At 46.1% G+C, this 18894-nt stretch carries 12 protein-coding genes; 5 read left to right on the top strand and 7 right to left on the bottom strand.

All coding sequences use genetic code 11. The annotated features are described in order from the left end of the window. Positions 1–2: 2 nt before the first annotated feature. The 4 genes from AB5443_RS16205 to AB5443_RS16190 are packed head-to-tail and all read right to left on the bottom strand — an operon-like array spanning position 3 to position 8907. Positions 3–1934, bottom strand: coding sequence for a heparinase II/III family protein (locus AB5443_RS16205; RefSeq protein ID WP_277130018.1), 1932 nt, complete (start codon positions 1932–1934; stop codon positions 3–5). 24 nt (positions 1935–1958) lie between these two features. Beyond that, positions 1959–3773 carry a heparinase II/III family protein gene (locus AB5443_RS16200; RefSeq protein ID WP_277130020.1) on the bottom strand — a complete coding sequence of 605 codons (1815 nt, stop codon included), beginning with the start codon at positions 3771–3773 and terminating at the stop codon, positions 1959–1961. A gap of 20 nt (positions 3774–3793) precedes the next feature. Beyond that, entirely contained in the window at positions 3794–5605 is a 1812-nt protein-coding gene (locus tag AB5443_RS16195; protein WP_277130022.1) for a RagB/SusD family nutrient uptake outer membrane protein, read from the bottom strand. Between the two features lie 29 nt (positions 5606–5634). Further along, entirely contained in the window at positions 5635–8907 is a 3273-nt protein-coding gene (locus AB5443_RS16190) for a TonB-dependent receptor (protein WP_277130024.1), read from the bottom strand. 266 nt (positions 8908–9173) lie between these two features. Between AB5443_RS16190 and AB5443_RS16185 the strand changes: the two genes are divergently transcribed. Together AB5443_RS16185 and AB5443_RS16180 are read left to right on the top strand one after the other, a co-directional pair. Then, entirely contained in the window at positions 9174–10607 is a 1434-nt protein-coding gene (locus tag AB5443_RS16185; protein WP_277130026.1) for a sialate O-acetylesterase, read from the top strand. 8 nt (positions 10608–10615) lie between these two features. Further along, on the top strand, positions 10616–14584 hold the full coding sequence (locus AB5443_RS16180; RefSeq protein WP_368113688.1) for a two-component regulator propeller domain-containing protein: 3969 nt from the start codon (positions 10616–10618) through the stop codon (positions 14582–14584). A gap of 183 nt (positions 14585–14767) precedes the next feature. Here the strand turns inward: AB5443_RS16180 and AB5443_RS16175 are convergent, their stop codons facing one another. Next, positions 14768–15403 (bottom strand): hypothetical protein, encoded by a 636-nt coding sequence (locus tag AB5443_RS16175; protein ID WP_073347048.1) that lies wholly within the window; start codon positions 15401–15403, stop codon positions 14768–14770. 360 nt (positions 15404–15763) lie between these two features. Between AB5443_RS16175 and AB5443_RS16170 the strand changes: the two genes are divergently transcribed. After that, positions 15764–15976, top strand: a complete 213-nt coding sequence (locus tag AB5443_RS16170; RefSeq protein WP_195407710.1) for a hypothetical protein — start codon at positions 15764–15766, stop codon at positions 15974–15976. 497 nt (positions 15977–16473) lie between these two features. Here AB5443_RS16170 and AB5443_RS16165 read toward each other — a convergent pair whose 3' ends face one another. Further along, positions 16474–16980 carry a GNAT family N-acetyltransferase gene (locus AB5443_RS16165; protein WP_277130032.1) on the bottom strand — a complete coding sequence of 169 codons (507 nt, stop codon included), beginning with the start codon at positions 16978–16980 and terminating at the stop codon, positions 16474–16476. Positions 16981–17047: 67 nt separating this feature from the next. On the opposite strand from AB5443_RS16165, the gene AB5443_RS16160 reads away from it, so the two are divergent. Together AB5443_RS16160 and AB5443_RS16155 are read left to right on the top strand one after the other, a co-directional pair. Further along, on the top strand, positions 17048–17746 hold the full coding sequence (locus tag AB5443_RS16160) for a hypothetical protein (protein ID WP_368113687.1): 699 nt from the start codon (positions 17048–17050) through the stop codon (positions 17744–17746). Then, the gene (locus AB5443_RS16155) at positions 17628–17879 is read left to right on the top strand and encodes a LuxR C-terminal-related transcriptional regulator (protein WP_349815024.1); all 252 of its coding nucleotides are present in this window, start codon (positions 17628–17630) and stop codon (positions 17877–17879) included. The genes AB5443_RS16160 and AB5443_RS16155 overlap by 119 nt, the downstream gene beginning before the upstream one ends. A gap of 68 nt (positions 17880–17947) precedes the next feature. Here the strand turns inward: AB5443_RS16155 and AB5443_RS16150 are convergent, their stop codons facing one another. Further along, a complete protein-coding gene (locus AB5443_RS16150; RefSeq protein WP_277130037.1) occupies positions 17948–18766 on the bottom strand; it encodes a hypothetical protein in 819 nt (272 codons plus the stop codon). Positions 18767–18894 lie beyond the last annotated feature (128 nt).

Below are 18894 nucleotides of genomic sequence, written 5' to 3'. Positions count from 1 at the left end.
TTTTATTTAGGGGACAGGGTTGTGGTAAATGTAGCGGTCTGATTGGCGGTGACCGTTGCTTCAAAGCCGACCATATAGGTGCCCGGATTAGCCTGGTCATAAGAGTTCTCGCTGGTAGTACTCCATTGCTTGTAGGTAGGCTTCACGCTTCCGCTGGCTGTGAGATACATCACTTTGCTTCCGTTCGTTAGTACGATGCGGTTACTTTCCACCGTCGGAACGGCAGGCGTTACCATACACCAGCGCACTTTGGCGGATTTATCTGTTCTCGCCTTGATCTCATCCATGACTACTAAATCTTTATCGTTCACGATTTTCACGGTACGGGTAGCGGACGCCGCCTGATCGGACACTACTTCAGTCAGATCGAAAATGGCTCCCAATTCCGTAGCGGTATTGATAGTAGTAGTCAGCGTAGCCGCCCCATTTACCCGGTGACGGGCGTCATTAATTGAAATCGTGCTATGATTCAAGTTATTCAAGCGGAATACATCCCAACGCATCGAGTTCTGTCCCATATCCCAAAGATTACCACCCAAAGCTGCCAATTTCGACTCGAGCGTTGTATAACTTTGCAGACCGAAATCCATTGACCAGCGCACTCCATACGCGTCGTACACAAACGAACCGGCATCCATGTGTCCGTGGCTCGAACCTGCCTTGCCACCTTTGATTCCGAGGTATTTATCCGTATCGGTGTACGTCCAGTCGGTATGTACCATCACCACGGGCGTTTCCCCTTTTCCACTCCATAGTTTATTGGAAGGAGCGGAGATTGCGTCCAGATTCAGATTATTGGCAAACGCCATAATCATCGGCAACAGGCGGTTTTCGGCACAAGAAGCGTATTCACCGTTCTTCAGCATTTTCAGTTCATTATATAATAAGGATGGATTACTGTATTTATCGGCAAACCACCACGAAGCCAATGCCGCGGTAGAGGAGGGAGCACAGTCAGAATAATTAAAGAACTTGCTGTTCAAGCCTGTCATATACAGCATATATTCTGCCGTCTTGGAGAATCCCGGTGTATCGGAAAGCCCGTTATCCGTACCGAGCGTACTGTTGAGGGCGGCAAGCATCAATACCTGATAGAGCGTGCCGTAACACCAGTAACCGCTGCCCTCCGGATAGTTGCCGTCAGGAGAATACATCACTTCCAATGCAGGTTTGTTGGATTCCAACGCCTTTCCAATCATGTCCTTTGCTTCGGAAGGATTGTTTTCATAGGAAGCCAGTGCCGCACAGACCAGTCCGCCATTGCAAACCTGGTTCCAGTTGTTGGTGGCTTCATAGAAGTTGAGGTTCCAGTTCTTGTTCTGCGCTTGTTGGAAGGCAAACTTCAACAATGCGTTGGCCGCTTTTGTACGGGTGGCTGCGCTTAGTTCGTTGTAGAGCCAGTCGTAGCCGAACGCAACAGCCGTAGCCATTTCGCCTACATCGAGAAAGTGGCGTTTTGAGTTCCAGTCGGGAAAGTTGCAGACAGCGTTGATATCCGTTTCCGCTTTAGTCAGGTATTTGGCATCGCCGGTCATCCGGTAGGCATAAGCGCAGGTGAAAATACGCAGTAACGCATCGCGAGACACATCGAGGATACGTTTGTTGCTGGCATCCAATTTATAAGTCAGTGCCGTGGCGTTCATCCCTTTGCTGTTGCACACTCCCATAATGGTATTATGGAGCAAGGTCAGATTGGCACTCGAATTGGCATCCACTTTGGCTTTCAACGCAGTGAAGGCCTCGGCGTTCATCAACAGGCGGGGATGATTGTCCGCGGTCAGTTTGGAATAATCCAGTCCGCCCTCCGGCTCCGTGGGATTCGGTTTCTCATGGGTAGATCCCGGACGGAATCTGTTCTCATCTTCATCGGAACAACTAACGGCTGTTCCTACAAAGAAAGCTATGATGATTGTTTTAAAAAGAATCGTTTTCATGGTTCAATGAATTTATTTGTATTACTACTTCAAAGGAATAAGTCGTACTTTCAGTTGCGAAGCACGATTGGTAGGAATCACCGTCTCAAAACCCACGCGGATGGTTCCCGGATTGCGGAAATCATATTCATGCGGGGGCACGTTCGACCAGGTTTTCATTTCTACTTCCGTATCGGCATCTACCGTCAATAGCATCCGTTGTCCGTCTTTGGTTAATTCCATCCGGTTCTTGCCCGTTATTTTGGCTTCCGCCGGAGTGACCATTATCCAGGATACGGCAGCTTCCTTGTCCCCCGTCTCCAACCGGTCGGTTACTTCCAGATGGTCTTTCTGATCCAATATCACGGTGCGGACGACTTTCTTCACGCTGTTGGCAAACACACTCGACAGGTCTACTTCCGCCCCTTTCTGTTTCTTCGACTCGAAAGTACGGGTGATCGGAGCATTACTCTTTACCAAATGGCGTTCGCCGTTAATCGTCAGGGTGTTGTGAGCGATATTGCTTAGTCGGAATACTTCCCAGCGTTGTCCGTTCTGCGACATATTCCACAGGTCTACTCCCTTACTTTCGAGCGTGATGTAACTCTGCATACCCAAGTCCATCGCCCAACGCACTCCGTCTCTCTCAAAGATAAACGAACCGGCATCCATGTGGGCATGAGAGGTAGAAGGCGAACCGCCTTTCACTCCCAGATAGGTATCTTCCTTGCTGTCCCATCCGCCACGGTAGATAAACACAGGCGTATCTCCTCGACTGAACCAAAAGTTTTTCTTCGGCTTGCCGATATGCTTCAAATCGAGCTGCGAACAGAACACCATCAGGCTGGGCAGTAAACGGTCTTCGGCAAACGGCATATCCGGCCGGTCGAGATACTGACGTTCGATCCACAACAGGGAAAGGTCTTTCGCTTTGCCTGCAAACCAAAACATCATCATGTTGCACTCCGCCTCTACCGGAGAGTCCGAGAAACAGAAACAATCTCCGCCCGGAGCCGTCATATACTGCATGAAACGGGCAGACTCCATGAAACCGGGGGCTTGGGAGAGCCCATTGTCTGTGCCGAAAGCACTTTCGAGCGCAGCAATGAGCATTACCTGAAAACTTGTCCCGTACCCCCAATATCCGAATCCTTCGGGATAACCTCCGTCGGGGCCATAACCTACCATCGCTTTCGGATTTGTCTCCATGCATTTCTCTATGATGCCTTTCGATACTTCCGGGATCTCTTCAAAAAGAGCCAGCGCGCCATACGCCAATCCACTATTACATACGGAATTCCAGTTGTTCTTAGCTGTATAGAACCAGGCATGACGGGTGTTCTTTGCCGCGTCGAAGCCTTTCGCGATGATTGCTTCGCGCACTACCCGGCGGGTGTCGGGCTGCAAAGAATCGTACAGCCAGTCATAACCGATAGCCAATGCCATTACCATCTCACCCACATCCAGGAAATGAGTGGGGTTCCAGTCGGTGAAACGACTGACGGCCAACATCTCCTGTTCCGCACGGTGAGCATATTTCTTATCTCCCGTCATACGGTAAGCGTATGAGAGGTAATAGATACGCTTCAATGCGATGCGCGAAATCGCCAGCAGGCGTTTGCCCTCCTTGATACGTTCCACAGGTGGTTCCGTAAGTGTCCGGTCGCAAAGTTCCATGATCCGCTGGTGAACAGTGGCCAACGGGGGATACTCCGCAATGGCTTTCCTGATGGCTTCTTCTCCTTCCGCCGGCAATAACAACCGGGGATGAGGCGCTATCTTGCCATAATCAAACTGTTGCGCAACTACACCCGTGCAACCGGATACAAAAATGAGTAATAGTAAAAGTATTTTCTTCATCCTTATTCAAATCTTTATGATTAATACGCCCAACCGCTTCGTTTAGTCAGGTTCGGGTTCTTTTGCGTTTCAACGATAGGAGCAGTCCACGGCCACATATAATCGGTGTAATACCAGTTATACTCTACCATATCGCCCCACCAGGACTTGCCGCCATTCACGTCTTTCCCCTGGAATTTGGTTTCTTTGTAGGTTCCCCAACGTACTTCATCGAAGAAGTTGATTCCTTCCAAGCAGAATTCCACGCGACGTTCATAACGTATCCTTTCGAGCATGTCTTCCTTTCCGTTCACTGCGCACGGGCCGCTTCCGCCCTCTATCAGTGCAGGCATGTGGGCGCGGGTACGCACTTTATTCACCAGGCGGATGGCTTCTCCCAACTGATCGGTCTGCGCCAATGCTTCGGCGTACTGCAACAGTACATCGGTATAGCGAATCAACGGCCAGTCGGTATGGCAACGGCTCCGGCTAATCAAACGTCCTTTCTCAAACTCATTGTACTTGCGATAGCAGTAGAAAGCAGAAGTACGTTTATCGAGCCAGAAGTCTCCACCATTCGTGCCCTGTTCCTTCAACGGCCAACGGAGTTGTTTACCGATCTGGTTGGCATCTCCTGCATAATTAGGCTTGTAGCAGTCTACCGGCACATAAGGAGTGACGACGGTCTGTTGCAGACGCGGGTCACGACTGTCATACGCCTTTTTGATGCGGGCTTCATTACCGCTGTTCAGGTAATATTTCTGATAGATATCTTCGCCTACCCGTTTGATAAGCGCATTCTTTTGTGAGGACATGGATTCCAGTCCGTCACGGCAGAAGAAGATTTCACGCTGTTTTGGAGTCAGCAAGTCCCAGTCTTGCAGGCCGTCTACTTCCGACCATTTGAAGTCCGATCCGTCGGCGTTCTTATAGTAGTCCACAAAGTCTGCAGAAGGTTTTATTTCCGTCCAGCCATCATACGTATCGCGGGCACCGGTCATTTGCTGAATGTTATCACAATAACCGGTTTCTTCGCTGAACTGGAGCGAGAAGATCATTTCTTTGTCTTTCTCGTTTTCATATTTGAAGAAGTCGGCATATTCGCCTGTCCACAAGCCATAACCACACGTTTCCACTTCTTTGAAATCGTTGCCTGCTTCCTTGTATTGCTTCTTCCACATATACACCATACCACGCAGGGCATAAGCGGCACCTTTAGAAGGACGGCCGTAGTTTTCATTCAGCGTGTTATTGGGGAAGTCGGGATTGTTGATGCAATACGTCAAATCATCCAGAATCACTTGCCATACCTCATCTACCGAAGATTGGCCACGGGTACAGTCTTCGTTATTGATAGGTTCCAGATAAACGGGGACACCCTGATAAAGCATATTCAGACGATTGTACGCCCAGGCACGGAGGAAACGGGCTTCGCATTGGTAACGTGCCAGTTTATCAGTACTCATACCCGCTTTATGCAGATTGGCAATCGCATCGTTACACGCATGGATAATGGTGTAACAGAACTTCCATTCATACCACACCTGAAAGTCATTGGCAGGCTTGGTAGCCAGCGAAAGCAGTTCCACCGGATAGTTGTTGGAATAATAATCGGTTGCAAAGCTCATAGCTTCGATTCCCTGACGGTTCAGTCCGTCGGCACGGCGAAGCTGGGTGGAGGAGAGTTGGGTGGCATAGAACGGGAAGTAAAGTCCTGCCATTCCCTTGTCGGCAAGCTCCTCCGTGGTCCACATGTTTTCACTTGCGATCTGGTCTTCCGGAGCCACATCGAGAATATCCATGCAGGAAGTAGCCGCCAACGCCATCGTTAAAATCATTAATATCTTTTTCATATCAGATTCTGTTTTTTAGTTCTACATCATTAAAAGGTAATCTGTCCGCCAAAAGAGATCTGACGCATCAATGGATAACCGATAGCAGTTCCTATCTCCGGATCGAGTCCCGGATAACTAGTAATCGTCAGGATATTGTCCATCGACACGAAAGCACGGAGCTTATTAACAAAGAACTTGCTGGAAATCCGTTGCGGCAACGTATAGCCGATCTGGATATTCTTCAACTTGAAGTAGTCGCCCTTATATTCGTTCCAGTCGCTCTGGATTCTGTTATTATAGGTAGTACCGTATGTCAGGCGGGGATATTTGCCCCACTGGTTGGTGCGCGGATCGTCCGGGTTGGAAGGATCGAAGAAGTAATGGTTATCGGCGATATGCTCGATAATGCCATATCCGTGGCTGACTAGTGTCGAGTTGTAGTAATCCGTATTCCAGTTGAGGTAATGCCCGAAAGCTCCCGACCATAACATGGAGAAATCAATGTTCTTGTAAGAGAAGGCACAGTTGAAACCCAGGTTGAATTTGGGGACACTGGTGTGTCCGGAGAAATCCCGGTCGTTGGTATCGCCGTAGTTCATATCACCGTTGCTGTCGGCATAGAGTATATCACCATACCAAAGCTGGTCTTTGGCAACTGTCTTCATTCCTCCGAACGAATAACCGGAGTCAATCATGGCCTGCACCCATACCATATCTTCTTTCGTACGTATCATTCCGTCCTTCGGCCCCGCATGGATATCCACCGCACCTCCGGTATAGCCTTCGCCGGAACCTCTGTACACCTTATACATATAGGTTTCCCCAAGTTGGCGGCCTTCGCAGATGTAACCTCCGAAACCGGATTCGGAGACATCACTGAAGTTGTTGACATAGCTCACTTTGTTTCCCTGCGCATCATACGTCCAGTATTTCTGGAGTTCGCCTTTGAACTTCATTACTTTGTTGGCGTTGAAAGAGAAATTCATACCCACCCGGTATTCGAAATCTTTTCCGATGCGGTCGTTCCAGTTGAGGGTAAATTCAACACCACGGTTGCGCACTTCACCCAGATTCTCGGGAGCAGAGCCTATGACACCCATCGAAAGATAGAGTTCGGGATGGTAGAGAATGTCCGAAGTATACTTATTATAATAGTCTATTTCACCCGTCAGGCGGTTGTTGAAGAAGCCGAAATCAAGTCCGATGTCGGTGGTGGCAGTACTTTCCCAATGCAGTTTGTCGTTGCTTAGTTTCTTGCGTACCAGTCCTTTGGTTCCTTCACCATCGATTACAACATTGCCTGTGGCGTAGTTTGCCTGCCAGTCGTAGTTGCCCGTAGAGTTGTTACCTGTCTTTCCCCAGGAAACACGCAGTTTCAGGTTGGAGAGATAGTCCGATGCTCCTTGCATGAACGATTCTTCCGAGATACGCCATCCACCGGAGAACGAAGGGAAATATCCCCAACGCTGGTTCACACCGAAACGGGAGGAGGCATCGGCACGAAGGTTGGCTTCGAAGAGATAACGTCCTTTATATCCGTAGTTGACACGGCCGAAGTAAGAGAGCAGTCCCCATTTGGCAGGTGATGAGCTGGAAGAGCTGACGAGCGTCTCATAAGTGCTTAGTTCGTTCAGCGTCCAGTCCGTAGCGCCTTTACGGGAAACGGCAAAGCTCTTGCTGTAATATTCCTGTGCGGAATATCCGAGCAGTGCGCCCAGATCGTGGTCTTTCTTGATGGTCGTATTGTAGCGTACCAGTATTTCAGCACTCTGACGCCAGGTGCGTGCGCTCGTATTGGTGATGGAAGCGTTCTCCAACGCGCTTTCACTGACACGCTGGTCGGTGACGTAGTCCCAATAACCATTCTGGCGACTGTAAGAAGACTTGTCGGTGAATGTCGGCGAATAGTTGAAGGTACCTTCAATGTTGAGCCCTTTATAGGGAGTGATAATTCCATAGACCGAAGCGTTGAGACGCCATACGGTATTGAAACCGGTGGCTCCCGCCATCTGACCGAAGATATTATTGGCATTGGAAGATTCTTCACTGGCCAGTGCGGCACGTCCCCAATAGTTCGGCTCGCCGGGATATACACCCGGAGTGGTCTGATAGAGATACTTGAATCCGTTGCTGATATTAGCCATTCCATAATCCTGCTTTTGCCCGTAAAGACGGGTGCCGACGGTCATCCATTTCACTATCTTAGCTTCCAGGTTGGTACGGAAATTGATTTTCTGCGTACTTGAGTCGAGATTCCAGCGGTTCATGACTCCCTGATTGTCGAGATAGCCCAAGGAAAGCATGTATTTCACTTTCTCCGAGCTGCCGGAGACAGACAGGTTGTGCTCTTGCGAATATCCGGTGTCGAATACTTCGTCGAACCAATCGGTGTTGGGATAAGCTACGTAATTGGGTACTCCGTACTCGTTCAACCCGTTCGGATCGGCAGAAGCAGCCCTCCAGCGGTCGATGCTTTCCTGCGAGAAGATACCTTTGGTATTCACATTGTCGCAAGCCTCGTTCACCAGTCCCATATAACGGGCATAGTCGTTTACGAAAGAGAGGTTATTGTAGGGCATCTGCACGACTCCCGAATAAGAATAGGAGATTTGCGGTTTGCCTTTCCCGTTTTTGGTGGTGATAAGGATGACTCCGTTGGCGGCGCGCGTACCATAAATAGCTGTGGAGGCAGCGTCTTTCAGTACGGAGATGCTTTCGATGTCGTTGGGGTTCACATTGTCCATGCTCCATTCGATACCGTCCACCAGGACCAATGGGGAGTTGGTATTGAACGTACCGTTACCACGCACGCGGATGGTGGCACCGTCCGAGCCGGGTTGTCCCGAAGCTTGTGTGACGTTCATACCGGCGGCGAGTCCCGAAAGGGCGGAAGAAACACTCATGATGGGTCGTCCTTCCGTCTGGTCGGCAAAGTTGATGGAAGTCACAGAACCGGTCAGGTTCACTTTCTTCTGTACACCGTAGCCCACTACCACTACTTCATCCAGTACTTTCGTTTCCACTTTCATCTGTACATCGAGTTTCGTACGTCCGTTCAGGGGAAGCGTGGTGGTCTGATAACCAATGTAACTGAAAGAAACGGAAGGTTTGGCAGAAGTTGTTTTTAAGGTGTAGTGTCCGTTCAGGTCTGTCAGGACACCGTTCGTTGTACCTACTTCGACGACGGAAACACCCGGCAGGGTTTCTCCATTCTCATCGATCACTACTCCACTTACTGTAGCAGATGTTTGTGCCCACACCACATCTGTCAGTAAAAAGAGCGAAGCCAATAAAAATAATAGACAATGCTTCTTTTTCATTTTATTAGATTTAATGAAACAATTAGGTTGTTAAATACTCACAATGCAAAGAAATGGGATATTTAGCCAACCTAATAATACTGTTTAGGCGATTGATGCCACTAATTAAGAAAATTCGGCGGAGAATGAAAAGGAAAATCAAGCTTTTAAGATTTCGACCAGCTTTTATCAGAAAATGACTAGCTAGTTTTATTCCATATTTAAAAATAGGTTGTATTTTTGCCTGATACCTAATAACTATTCGTCGAATATCTAATAAAAACAGTATGAAAAAACATTTTCTACTTCTTATTTTATCACTTTTATTCCTGCCGATTGCACAAGGCAAAGTAAAACTTCCTGCAATGATGGGAGACCACATGGTACTCCAACAGAACAGCTCCGTTAAGTTATGGGGTTGGGCGGACGGCAAAAAAGTAACCGTCACCACTTCGTGGAACAATCGGACTTATCAAGCGTCTACAGATAAAGACGGGAGCTGGTTGGTGAAAGTAGACACTCCCGAAGGAGGATATACTCCTTATTCTATTACGATCAGTGACGGCACTCCGGTCACTCTCTCGGATATACTGATAGGGGAGGTGTGGATCTGCTCCGGACAGTCGAACATGGAAATGCGTATGATGGGAAATGCGGCACAACCCATTGACCACTCACTTGAAACGCTGCTGAACTCGGGAAATTATCGCGACCGTATCCGTTTTATTACCGTACCGAGAACCAACGAAACAGAACGCCGTACGGATTTCGAGAAAAGAAAATGGGAAGTATCGTCACCCGAAACGACCATTGATTGCAGTGCCGCCGCCTATTTCTTTGCCCGCCAACTGACTGAAAGTCTCCATCTTCCGGTAGGACTGGTTATCAACAATTGGGGAGGTTCGGCGATCGAAGCATGGATGGATGAACCGACATTGAAAACCGTGGAAGGTATGAACATTGAAGCTGCCAAAAATCCTAAAAGAGGGGTGCACCAGCGTTTGGAATGTCTGTACAACTCGATGTTATGGCCTGTTAAGAACTTCACAGCACGCGGTTTCCTTTGGTATCAGGGAGAATCGAACATATCCAATTACCAATTTTATGCTCCGATGATGAGTGCCATGGTACAACTATGGAGAAATATATGGGAAGCACCCGATATGCCTTTCTATTATGTACAGATTGCTCCTTACCAATATGAAAACAGCCGGAATACGGGTGCCGCCCTGTTGCGTGAAGCACAGATGGAAGCACTGAAAACGATTCCCAATTCGGGCATGATACCCACTACGGATATCGGTGATGAATTCTGCATCCATCCGCCACAGAAGGATGTAGTAGGGCTTCGGTTGGCTACGCTTGCACTGACTAAAACATACGGTGTCCGCCGGTTGCCGCCCAACGGCCCGACGATGACCAAAGTGGACTATGCGGACAAAAAGGCTATAGTGACATTTGATAATGCACCTGCGGGGTTGTTTCCTACTTTTTCCGAACTGGAAGGATTCGAGATTGCGGGAGCGGACAAGAAGTTCTATCCGGCGAAAGCAAAGATTGTAGGACGTACCAACACAGTAGAAGTGTGGAGTGAAGAGGTAACCCAACCGGTTGCCGTGCGCTATGCTTTCCGTAATTATGTGGGAAATATCACGCTGCGGAATACTTTCGGATTGAGTGCTTTCCCGTTCCGCACGGATACGTGGGACGACGTGAAATAAAGGAAATTATGAAACGATCCATCTTATCTATATGTATACTGCTGGCATCGGTTTCTCTGGCCTTCGCCAATATCTACAAGAAATATGACGTTCGATCGGGGTTATCGGGCAACTGTGTCCGGAGCATCCTTCAGGATAGCATCGGATATATGTGGTTTGCAACGCAGGACGGGCTGAATCGTTTCAACGGCATTGAATTTACCAACTACGGACATTCTTCGGAAAACGGTGGAAACAGCTATATGAACATAGTAACAATCTGCCGCCATCAGGATAACAATCATATTTGGGTGGCAAGTACGGAGAAGCTGTATCTATTTGATTCACACGAAGAAAAGTTCGCCGTATTCGATAAACAGACGGAAGACGGAGCGTCAGTCAACAGCGTATTCGGAATGGCATACGACAATGACGGGCAGTTATGGATCGGAACAACCAACGGACTGTTTGTCTACAACGAGAAGAAAGGTACGTTGAGGCAATATCTGCATTCTCTTTCCGATCCTCATTCATTGCCGGACAATCACGTGTGGGTGATTTATACCGACTCGTTCGGGACTATCTGGATAGGTACCCGGAATGGGCTGGCGAAATACAACCAACGTACGGACAACTTCACAGGATATATATCCGAGGGCACTTCTTTCGGACGTCCTGCCTGCAACGAGATTATCTCTTTGATGGAAAGTTCGCAGGGAGTATTATGGGCAGGTACATGGTACGGGGGACTGGCACGTTTCAATAAAGAGACAGGGCAATTCCGCTATTACTTCGGAGAAGGGGACACACTTACCATTCCGCGCATCCGCACCTTGTTTCAACGGACGGCCAACTCTTTCTATCTCGGCTCCGACGACGGACTTTATACATTCAACACCACGACAGGAGAATGTCTGCCTACTGACGACGGACAAAGCAAGGAGAGTATCTATGCCTGTTATCAGGATAGGGAAGGGGGAATCTGGATCGGGACTTATTTCAGTGGAGTGAGTTACCTGTCTCCCAAGCATAAGGATATCGAGTGGTATTATCCCAATGGTACGGAAAATTCTCTTTCGGGAAATGTAATCAGCCAATTCTGCGAAGCTCCTGACGGTAACATCTGGATTGCTACCGAAGACGGGGGACTGAATCTCTTTGATCCCCGCACGAAGAAGTTTAAGAATCATCTGTTGAGAAGCAGTAACCCTACTATCGGTTATCACAATATCCATGCACCGCTCTACAATGAAGGAAAATTGTGGATTGGCAGTTTCTCACGGGGATTATATATCCTGGATACTCAAACGGGAAAAATGAAAAACTATCGCCATAACCGCGCAAACCCACATTCAATTCCTAACGACCATATCTACTCCATTTATCAAACGAAAGATGGCAGCATCTTTCTAGGTACGCTTTCCGGATTCTGCCGGTATGATCTGGAAAGTGACTCTTTCCGGACATTGGAACCTTTAAGCCATATCTTTATCTACGACATGGTTGAAGACCAACATGGGGACTTGTGGCTGGCAAGCAAAAGGGACGGTATCTGGCGTTACAACCGCCAAACCGGCAAATTGCATAACTATCGCAACGACCCGGAGAACCCTGATTCTCCTTGCAGCAACTGGGTAATCCGTGTGTATATCGATCATAAGCAACATCTATGGTTCTGTACCGAAGGCGGTGGCATCTGCCGTTATCACTATCAGGAAGACCGTTTTGAAAACTTCTCCACCAAAGAGAATCTGCCGAACAATATCATCTATGGCATACTGGACGATCAATCGGGTAACTACTGGCTTTCTTCCAACAGGGGACTGATCCGGTATGAGCCTCAAAACAAACGGGCACAGCTCTATACCATCGAAGATGGATTGCAAAGCAACCAGTTCAATTTCCGTTCTTCCCTGCAAGCCAGTGACGGGAAATTCTATTTCGGTGGAGTGAACGGGTTCAATAGTTTCTATCCGTTCAAATTATCTATTAATAAGGTAAGGCCTACGGCGTCTATCTCAGCGGTATATATGCACAGCCCCGACGACAAAGTAAGCCTTAGCAAGCGTATACCTGCTCTTAGCGGACAAGTAACGATTCCTTATCAGGTGGTATCGTTCGACATCGCATTCGAAAGTCTTAGTTATGTGGCTCCCAGCAAGAATTTATATGCCTACAAACTGGACGGTATTCACAAAGAATGGATATATACGGATAAACATAACGTATCTTTCCTCAACCTGCCCCCGGGTGAATATACTTTCCGTGTGAAAGCGAGTAACAACGATGAATATTGGAGCAATGACGACTGTTGCCTGCATATTGAAATACTTCCTCCACCCTGGAAGACCATTTATGCCAAGATTTTCTATTTACTAATAGCGTGTGGTCTCGCATATTTCCTGATACGGCTTTATTTGCGTAAACAGCAGGTTGTGAAAGCAAGAAAGATGAAAGAGATGGAACAAATCAAGAATCAGGAATTGTTCCAGTCGAAAATTACATTCTTCACTCAAGTGGCGCATGAAATCAAGACTCCGGTAAGTCTTATCAAAGCTCCGCTGGAAGCGATTTTGGAAACACATGAATGGAACAGTGAAGTGGAAAGCAACCTGTCTGTGATACAAAAGAATACCAACCGGCTGATGGAGCTTATCAAACAATTGCTCGACTTCCGCAAAGTGGACAAGGAAGGTTATACGCTTTCATTCAATGAAGTGGATATCAACCGGATGGCAGAGGACATCATCGACCGTTTCCGTGCCATCTCCCTGACCGGAATCTCCTTCAGTGTCTCTCTGCCGAAAGAACATCTGCAATATAATGTAGACCAGGAAGCGCTGACTAAAATTATCAGCAACCTGCTGACGAATGCCATGAAATATGCCCGCACCCGCATTATGGTGATTTTGGACGAACATCTGTCTGCTGAAGGGCGTACGCTTTCCCTGTGTGTACGTGACGACGGCCCGGGTATTCCACAAGAGGAGTGCAGCAAGGTTTTCGAACCGTTTTATCAGGTGGGAAACACAGGAAACAACGGTTCGGGAGTAGGAATCGGATTAAGTCTCGTCAAATTGTTGGTGGAGAAGCATAAAGGGAAGGTTTATATCAATCCCGGCTATACGGAAGGATGCGAGGTATGCGTGGAAATTCCGTATTTGGAGAAAAGCATCTCTGTCAGCCCTTCCATCACTTCCATGCCCGACAAAGTTCCCGCTCTGGAAGAAGAAAGCGACCCCGCCGGTTACTCTCTTCTGGTAGTGGAAGACACGACGGATATGCTGGAGTTTCTGGCTAAGAATCTGGGAAATACCTATACCATCCATACAGCCGCCAATGGAAAGGAAGCGTTGGAATGTCTGGAGACAACGACAGTAGATCTTATTATCAGCGACATCGTCATGCCTCACATGGACGGATTCGAATTGTTAAAGTCCATCCGTTCTGACAATATGCTTTGCCATATCCCGTTTATCCTGCTTTCGGCACTCGACAGCATAGATTCAAAAATTGCCGGTCTTGACTATGGCGCGGACGCTTATATAGAAAAGCCTTTCTCGCTAAGCCACATGAAAGCCACCATCAATAATCTGCTGGAAAACCGGCGCATGCTGTTCAACCACTTTACAACGGTACCGAATATGTCATACGACCAGACATTGATGAATAAAACAGACGTGAAATGGCTGGACACGATCAATGAAATCATTACCCGCAATTTCACCAATGAAGAATTTACCATCGACAAGATGGCGGAAGAGATGGCTATCAGCCGTTCCAACTTACAGCGCAAATTGAAAGGATTGACAGGAATGCCGCCCAATGATTATATCCGGTTGATTCGGCTCAAAACTGCGGGAGAACTTTTGCGGGAAGGGGAGTACCGGATTAACGAAGTCTGCTACATCGTAGGATTTAATAATCCTTCATACTTCGCACGCTGCTTCCAGAAGCAATTCGGGATATTGCCGAAAGACTATGTGAAGAAAGGATGAGAATTTTAATATAGGAAACCGAACAACCAAAGAGGAATCTTCTAGTTGTCTCTGCCATATAGACGAGCATACATTTCAATGGTTCTTATATAATTATGTCACAATAATCCCTTTACAATCTTCCTTATGTGTAGTAGGGTGTGCCCATGACACACCCTACAGGCCGGTTGCCGTTGCTTTGCATTATTTCTTAATAATGTGCATTCCGTCTTCCTGAATCTGATAGTATTTGTTTAACGTCCTACTGCTCTTGTTCGTCACCTTGATATTTGCTCTTAGTTTATTGTTATTGTGTTGCTCCCGGGAAATGTCAATACGTTCAATGTAACCGTCCGTACCATATCCGGATGCTTCCAGTGCTTCTTTAAAGCAAACAGGTGAATGGGTGATGTAGTGTTCAATGTCGGCATAAGTAAAGAGTATATCTTTGAATTGGTCATACTCTTTAATCACATTGTTTTTTGAATCTGACAGTACTATATCCGTTACACTAAAATCGTTGGGAGACGATTCCGAGCTATACCACGTAGCCTCGGCTAATTTATTTTTATTCTGTGGTTTCACAATTTCCAAGTAAACAGAATAACTCATTTTACCTGAATAGCTGCAACTGGAAGTGATACTGGCAAACTCCGCCGTTTCCAGCGTTCCGCCTGCATTCTCCATTATCTCTACCAATTTTGCTTTTAGTTCGTCGGGATTTGTGCCTACCGTATCGGTGGGTCGGGGAGCGCTGCTCTTTGCCAGTCCACAGGATACAAGAATTAATGCCAATGAAAAGATGGCTACTAATGATTGAAATGTTCTTTTGGTTGTCATACTTGAAAGTTTTTAAGTTGATTTAATTTAATGGATATCATTTCTTTATATTCGAAAGCAGCGGATGGTGGATTTTCCAAAGGAAAACAGAATAAATCCGAACGGGTTCTTTGTTTGCATGTGTATCTTCATATTGTGTGTATATAAGTTTAATACTATACATGTTTATAAAACAACAATATAACAATCTGTATATCAATACTATATTATATCAAATAAATATCTTGCATTATTATAGGCTATAAAAATACAACTTTATCGTATTACATACAAAAGAACAAAGCATTTATTTCTGTTATTTCCTAAAATTGTGTTTTCTAACATGATATAAGCTCTTTGCATATTTTTTCATACCTTTGTTTGCCAGAAGGAAATACGAACCGAAAATGGAAGAAAGAGGGTCGGGAACGCCTGTACAAAGCACTGGATTATCTGTCCCACCTCGTATTCCAGTTCCTCGAAGAACATAACCGCACGTTAGAGATAGCACATAAACTCAAACAGAAAGGAATAGACGCCGCCGTCATCGCCGATTGTACCAATCTTCCCGTTACTACCATCGAGCAACCGTAACGTTGAAATTATCTGTGACATTTTTGTTCTTATTTTAAGTATTATACGGGGAAAAACAAAAATGTTGCAGAACTAATAATCAGTTACTTAACCCCTAAAAAGGCTTTCTTTTAAGAGAAGTTCACAAAAAACAATAGGATGTTTTTGCTTTTTTCTGCGAGAAAACTGCATTTTCTTTGTAACATTCTATTTATTAATGCATTACATCCGCTTTTTGGTCTTTCTTCCCCCAAAAACATTCCTTCCAAAGCAGTATCTGCTTACACTTGAGCAACTTCCATGACGGACTTGGGCAACCATCCGGATACACAAGTGCAACAACACAGTTGCTCAAGTGCATTTGATTAATATATGCGGAAGAATCGGTTAACAGACAGAAAGAAGCCATTAGTTTATATAGAAGAAATCATTAATACTACCTGATGAATAAATGTAATTGTGCATTAGTATACATCTTAATAATCCGACATATATCTTGTAAATGATGAATCCGAGATTCATTCTTTCAGAATTGAATACATCTTCATATCCACCACAACACCATTTTTTACCGCATTCTTCCTCAATGTCCCCTCTAACTCAAAACCACACTTCTCAAGGATGCGGCAAGAAGCGGCATTATGTGCAAAGGGTTCGGCAAAAAGCCGGATTATATCCGTATTTTGAAAAACATATTCGCATAGCTGTTTCACAGCACTTGTACCGATACCTTGACCCCAATAAGGCTCTGCAATGTAATATCCCACTTCGGCAGTTCTCGAATGTATGTTGCTTTGGCGGAAGGCACTTATGCTACCTATTGCCTTATCATCGACAGTTATTGCAAATGAGAACGTACTTTCCGAATCGGCGGCATTCATTGCCTGTATAAACTCCCTTGCATCATGCACTGTATATGGAAAGGGGATACCATCCCGCAGGTTATCCAGTATATTCTTATTATTCAGTGTCTCTGCAATATCTTCTGCATCCTCTATCCGCCAACAACGTATTTTACATTTCATATTATGATTACATTTTACGATTATACCCTCTTTTGCCTGTCTCTCGCCGGGCACAGCACAGACACCTGTGCAAATCACCAACTATAATTATAAAAACTACAAAGGCGGGATTCAGAACTGGGGCATTACGGTTTCTCCCGGACAGGTTCTTTACAGCAGCAATAACAACGGACTACTGAGATATAACGGCAATGACTGGGCACTTCTCGAACCGGGCGAGCGAAGTACCGTACGTGCGGTCTGCTGTATCGGGAACCGGATTTACACAGCAGGCGACAACAACATCGGCTACTGGCAATATGATGCGAACGGAAAAATCAACTATACATCTCTTCTGTTCCTGGTAAACAAGCTTGGAATCAAAGGGGAGACTTTTTGGAGTATAGCCGAAACGGAAGGCAAGGTGTATTTCCATTCTTTCGGCAATATTATCTGGTATGACGGCAAGGATATGGGTTATCTGGTGAAAAACGACTGTTGTGTTTCTCTCTATCCGGCAGGTGACAAACTGTTTACGCAGAAGTGTGGCGGCTTGTTCCTGATTGACCTGAAAAACAGACAACAGACGCATTATCATTCTTCGCAACTGCAAGACCTCAATATTCATGGCTTGTGTTTCGCCGACAAGAACTTCCTTTGGCCCTCGCTTGACAACGGAATATCATCAATTATCCTCGAACCGGCAACCTATCTATGGAAAACAAATACCGACACAGCCTTCTCTCTCGGCTTCCGAACTGAAATTTTGCTGTCTGTTAAGGGCTAACTTATCTACGAAAGAGATTTCTGTCATTATGGGCATTGCGCTCCGTTCGGTTGAACTGAAGAAATACAGGCTTAAACAGAAGTTGAATCTGGATGCAAACAGCAGTCTGCCCTCTTACATACTGAGTATCTGAATCAAAAGATAAATTATCGAGTAGAGTATAGGCCGAAAACTGTAGGAAAATCAGTTTTCCTACCTCTATTAAATCTGTGACATAAGTTTGCCTAGTTTGTCAAGCGATTGTACATGATACTTCTCAATGCACTCAATGCATTGATGAAGCTCATCTTCGGATATTTCCACTCCATTCCACTTATACCAACGCTTCACCATTTCAAAACCTGCATGGTGCTTCTTTGCGATATTCCAGATTGTGATGATGTCATCCTGTTGATTTCTCAATTTTAACCGTTTCAGTTCAAGTACCCCTTTATAGATTCCGATTTCTTCATCATAGATGAGCTGTTTCCTCAGAGTCAGTTCATCATCTCCCAGAAAAGTGATATGGGTCATAAGCTTTCGTTCGTCACTAAACTCGGCTACAGCGATGCCATGGTCGGAAACAATGAAATAACCGCCATTGTTCTTTTGAGTATACAATACATCCGGATTATTATACACAAAGTAATTGTACAAACTTTCTCCTTTGAGGTCTATTTGATAATGATCAATGTAGCGCTCCTTGTATCGTTGCATGAAGTGTGCCGTGTAATGCATTATTATATTTGAGGACTTGAAACCTGTTATTTGGATATAGCCATTGCTTGAAGCACCAATGACTGGAGCGTAAGCTTGAAATGCCAAAGCATGCATATAAGAATTGTATCTCCCTTCCAGCGTCCATACATTTCTTCGGGTAGTGGTGATAGTCATACGCTGGGGCGCCACAGGAAATGGACTCGTCATCGCTGCTTTCTTACGAACTTTGTCTATAAACATGTTCATTGGGGTTGATATTGCAATGAGGTCTTTATGCGCTTCGGCATACAGTTCCTCCTGGCTCATACTTGTCAGATACATACTTGTTTTTTTACAGGAGACAAAGGTAGTGTTTATTTTCAAACGGGACATCATCCGCCGGAGAACTTTTGCGCGAAAGAGAGGATAAGATGGATGAAGTCTGTTACTTCCAGAAACAATTCGGGATA

Origin of the sequence: Bacteroides sp. RTP21281st1_H5_RTP21281_210402, assembly GCF_040918965.1 — a bacterium.
Lineage (GTDB): Bacteria > Bacteroidota > Bacteroidia > Bacteroidales > Bacteroidaceae > Bacteroides > Bacteroides congonensis.
This window is presented reverse-complemented; position numbering and strand designations above follow the sequence as displayed.

Excerpts from the sequence above, each read along its gene's own strand:
- AB5443_RS16150 (WP_277130037.1), bottom strand. The coding sequence starts at position 18,766 with ATGTATCTGACAAGTATGAGCCAGGAGGAACTGTATGCCGAAGCGCAT.
- AB5443_RS16165 (WP_277130032.1), bottom strand. The coding sequence starts at position 16,980 with ATGAAATGTAAAATACGTTGTTGGCGGATAGAGGATGCAGAAGATATT.
- AB5443_RS16200 (WP_277130020.1), bottom strand. The coding sequence starts at position 3,773 with ATGAAGAAAATACTTTTACTATTACTCATTTTTGTATCCGGTTGCACG.
- AB5443_RS16185 (WP_277130026.1), top strand. The coding sequence starts at position 9,174 with ATGAAAAAACATTTTCTACTTCTTATTTTATCACTTTTATTCCTGCCG.
- AB5443_RS16195 (WP_277130022.1), bottom strand. The coding sequence starts at position 5,605 with ATGAAAAAGATATTAATGATTTTAACGATGGCGTTGGCGGCTACTTCC.
- AB5443_RS16175 (WP_073347048.1), bottom strand. The coding sequence starts at position 15,403 with ATGACAACCAAAAGAACATTTCAATCATTAGTAGCCATCTTTTCATTG.
- AB5443_RS16205 (WP_277130018.1), bottom strand. The coding sequence starts at position 1,934 with ATGAAAACGATTCTTTTTAAAACAATCATCATAGCTTTCTTTGTAGGA.
- AB5443_RS16190 (WP_277130024.1), bottom strand. The coding sequence starts at position 8,907 with ATGAAAAAGAAGCATTGTCTATTATTTTTATTGGCTTCGCTCTTTTTA.
- AB5443_RS16180 (WP_368113688.1), top strand. The coding sequence starts at position 10,616 with ATGAAACGATCCATCTTATCTATATGTATACTGCTGGCATCGGTTTCT.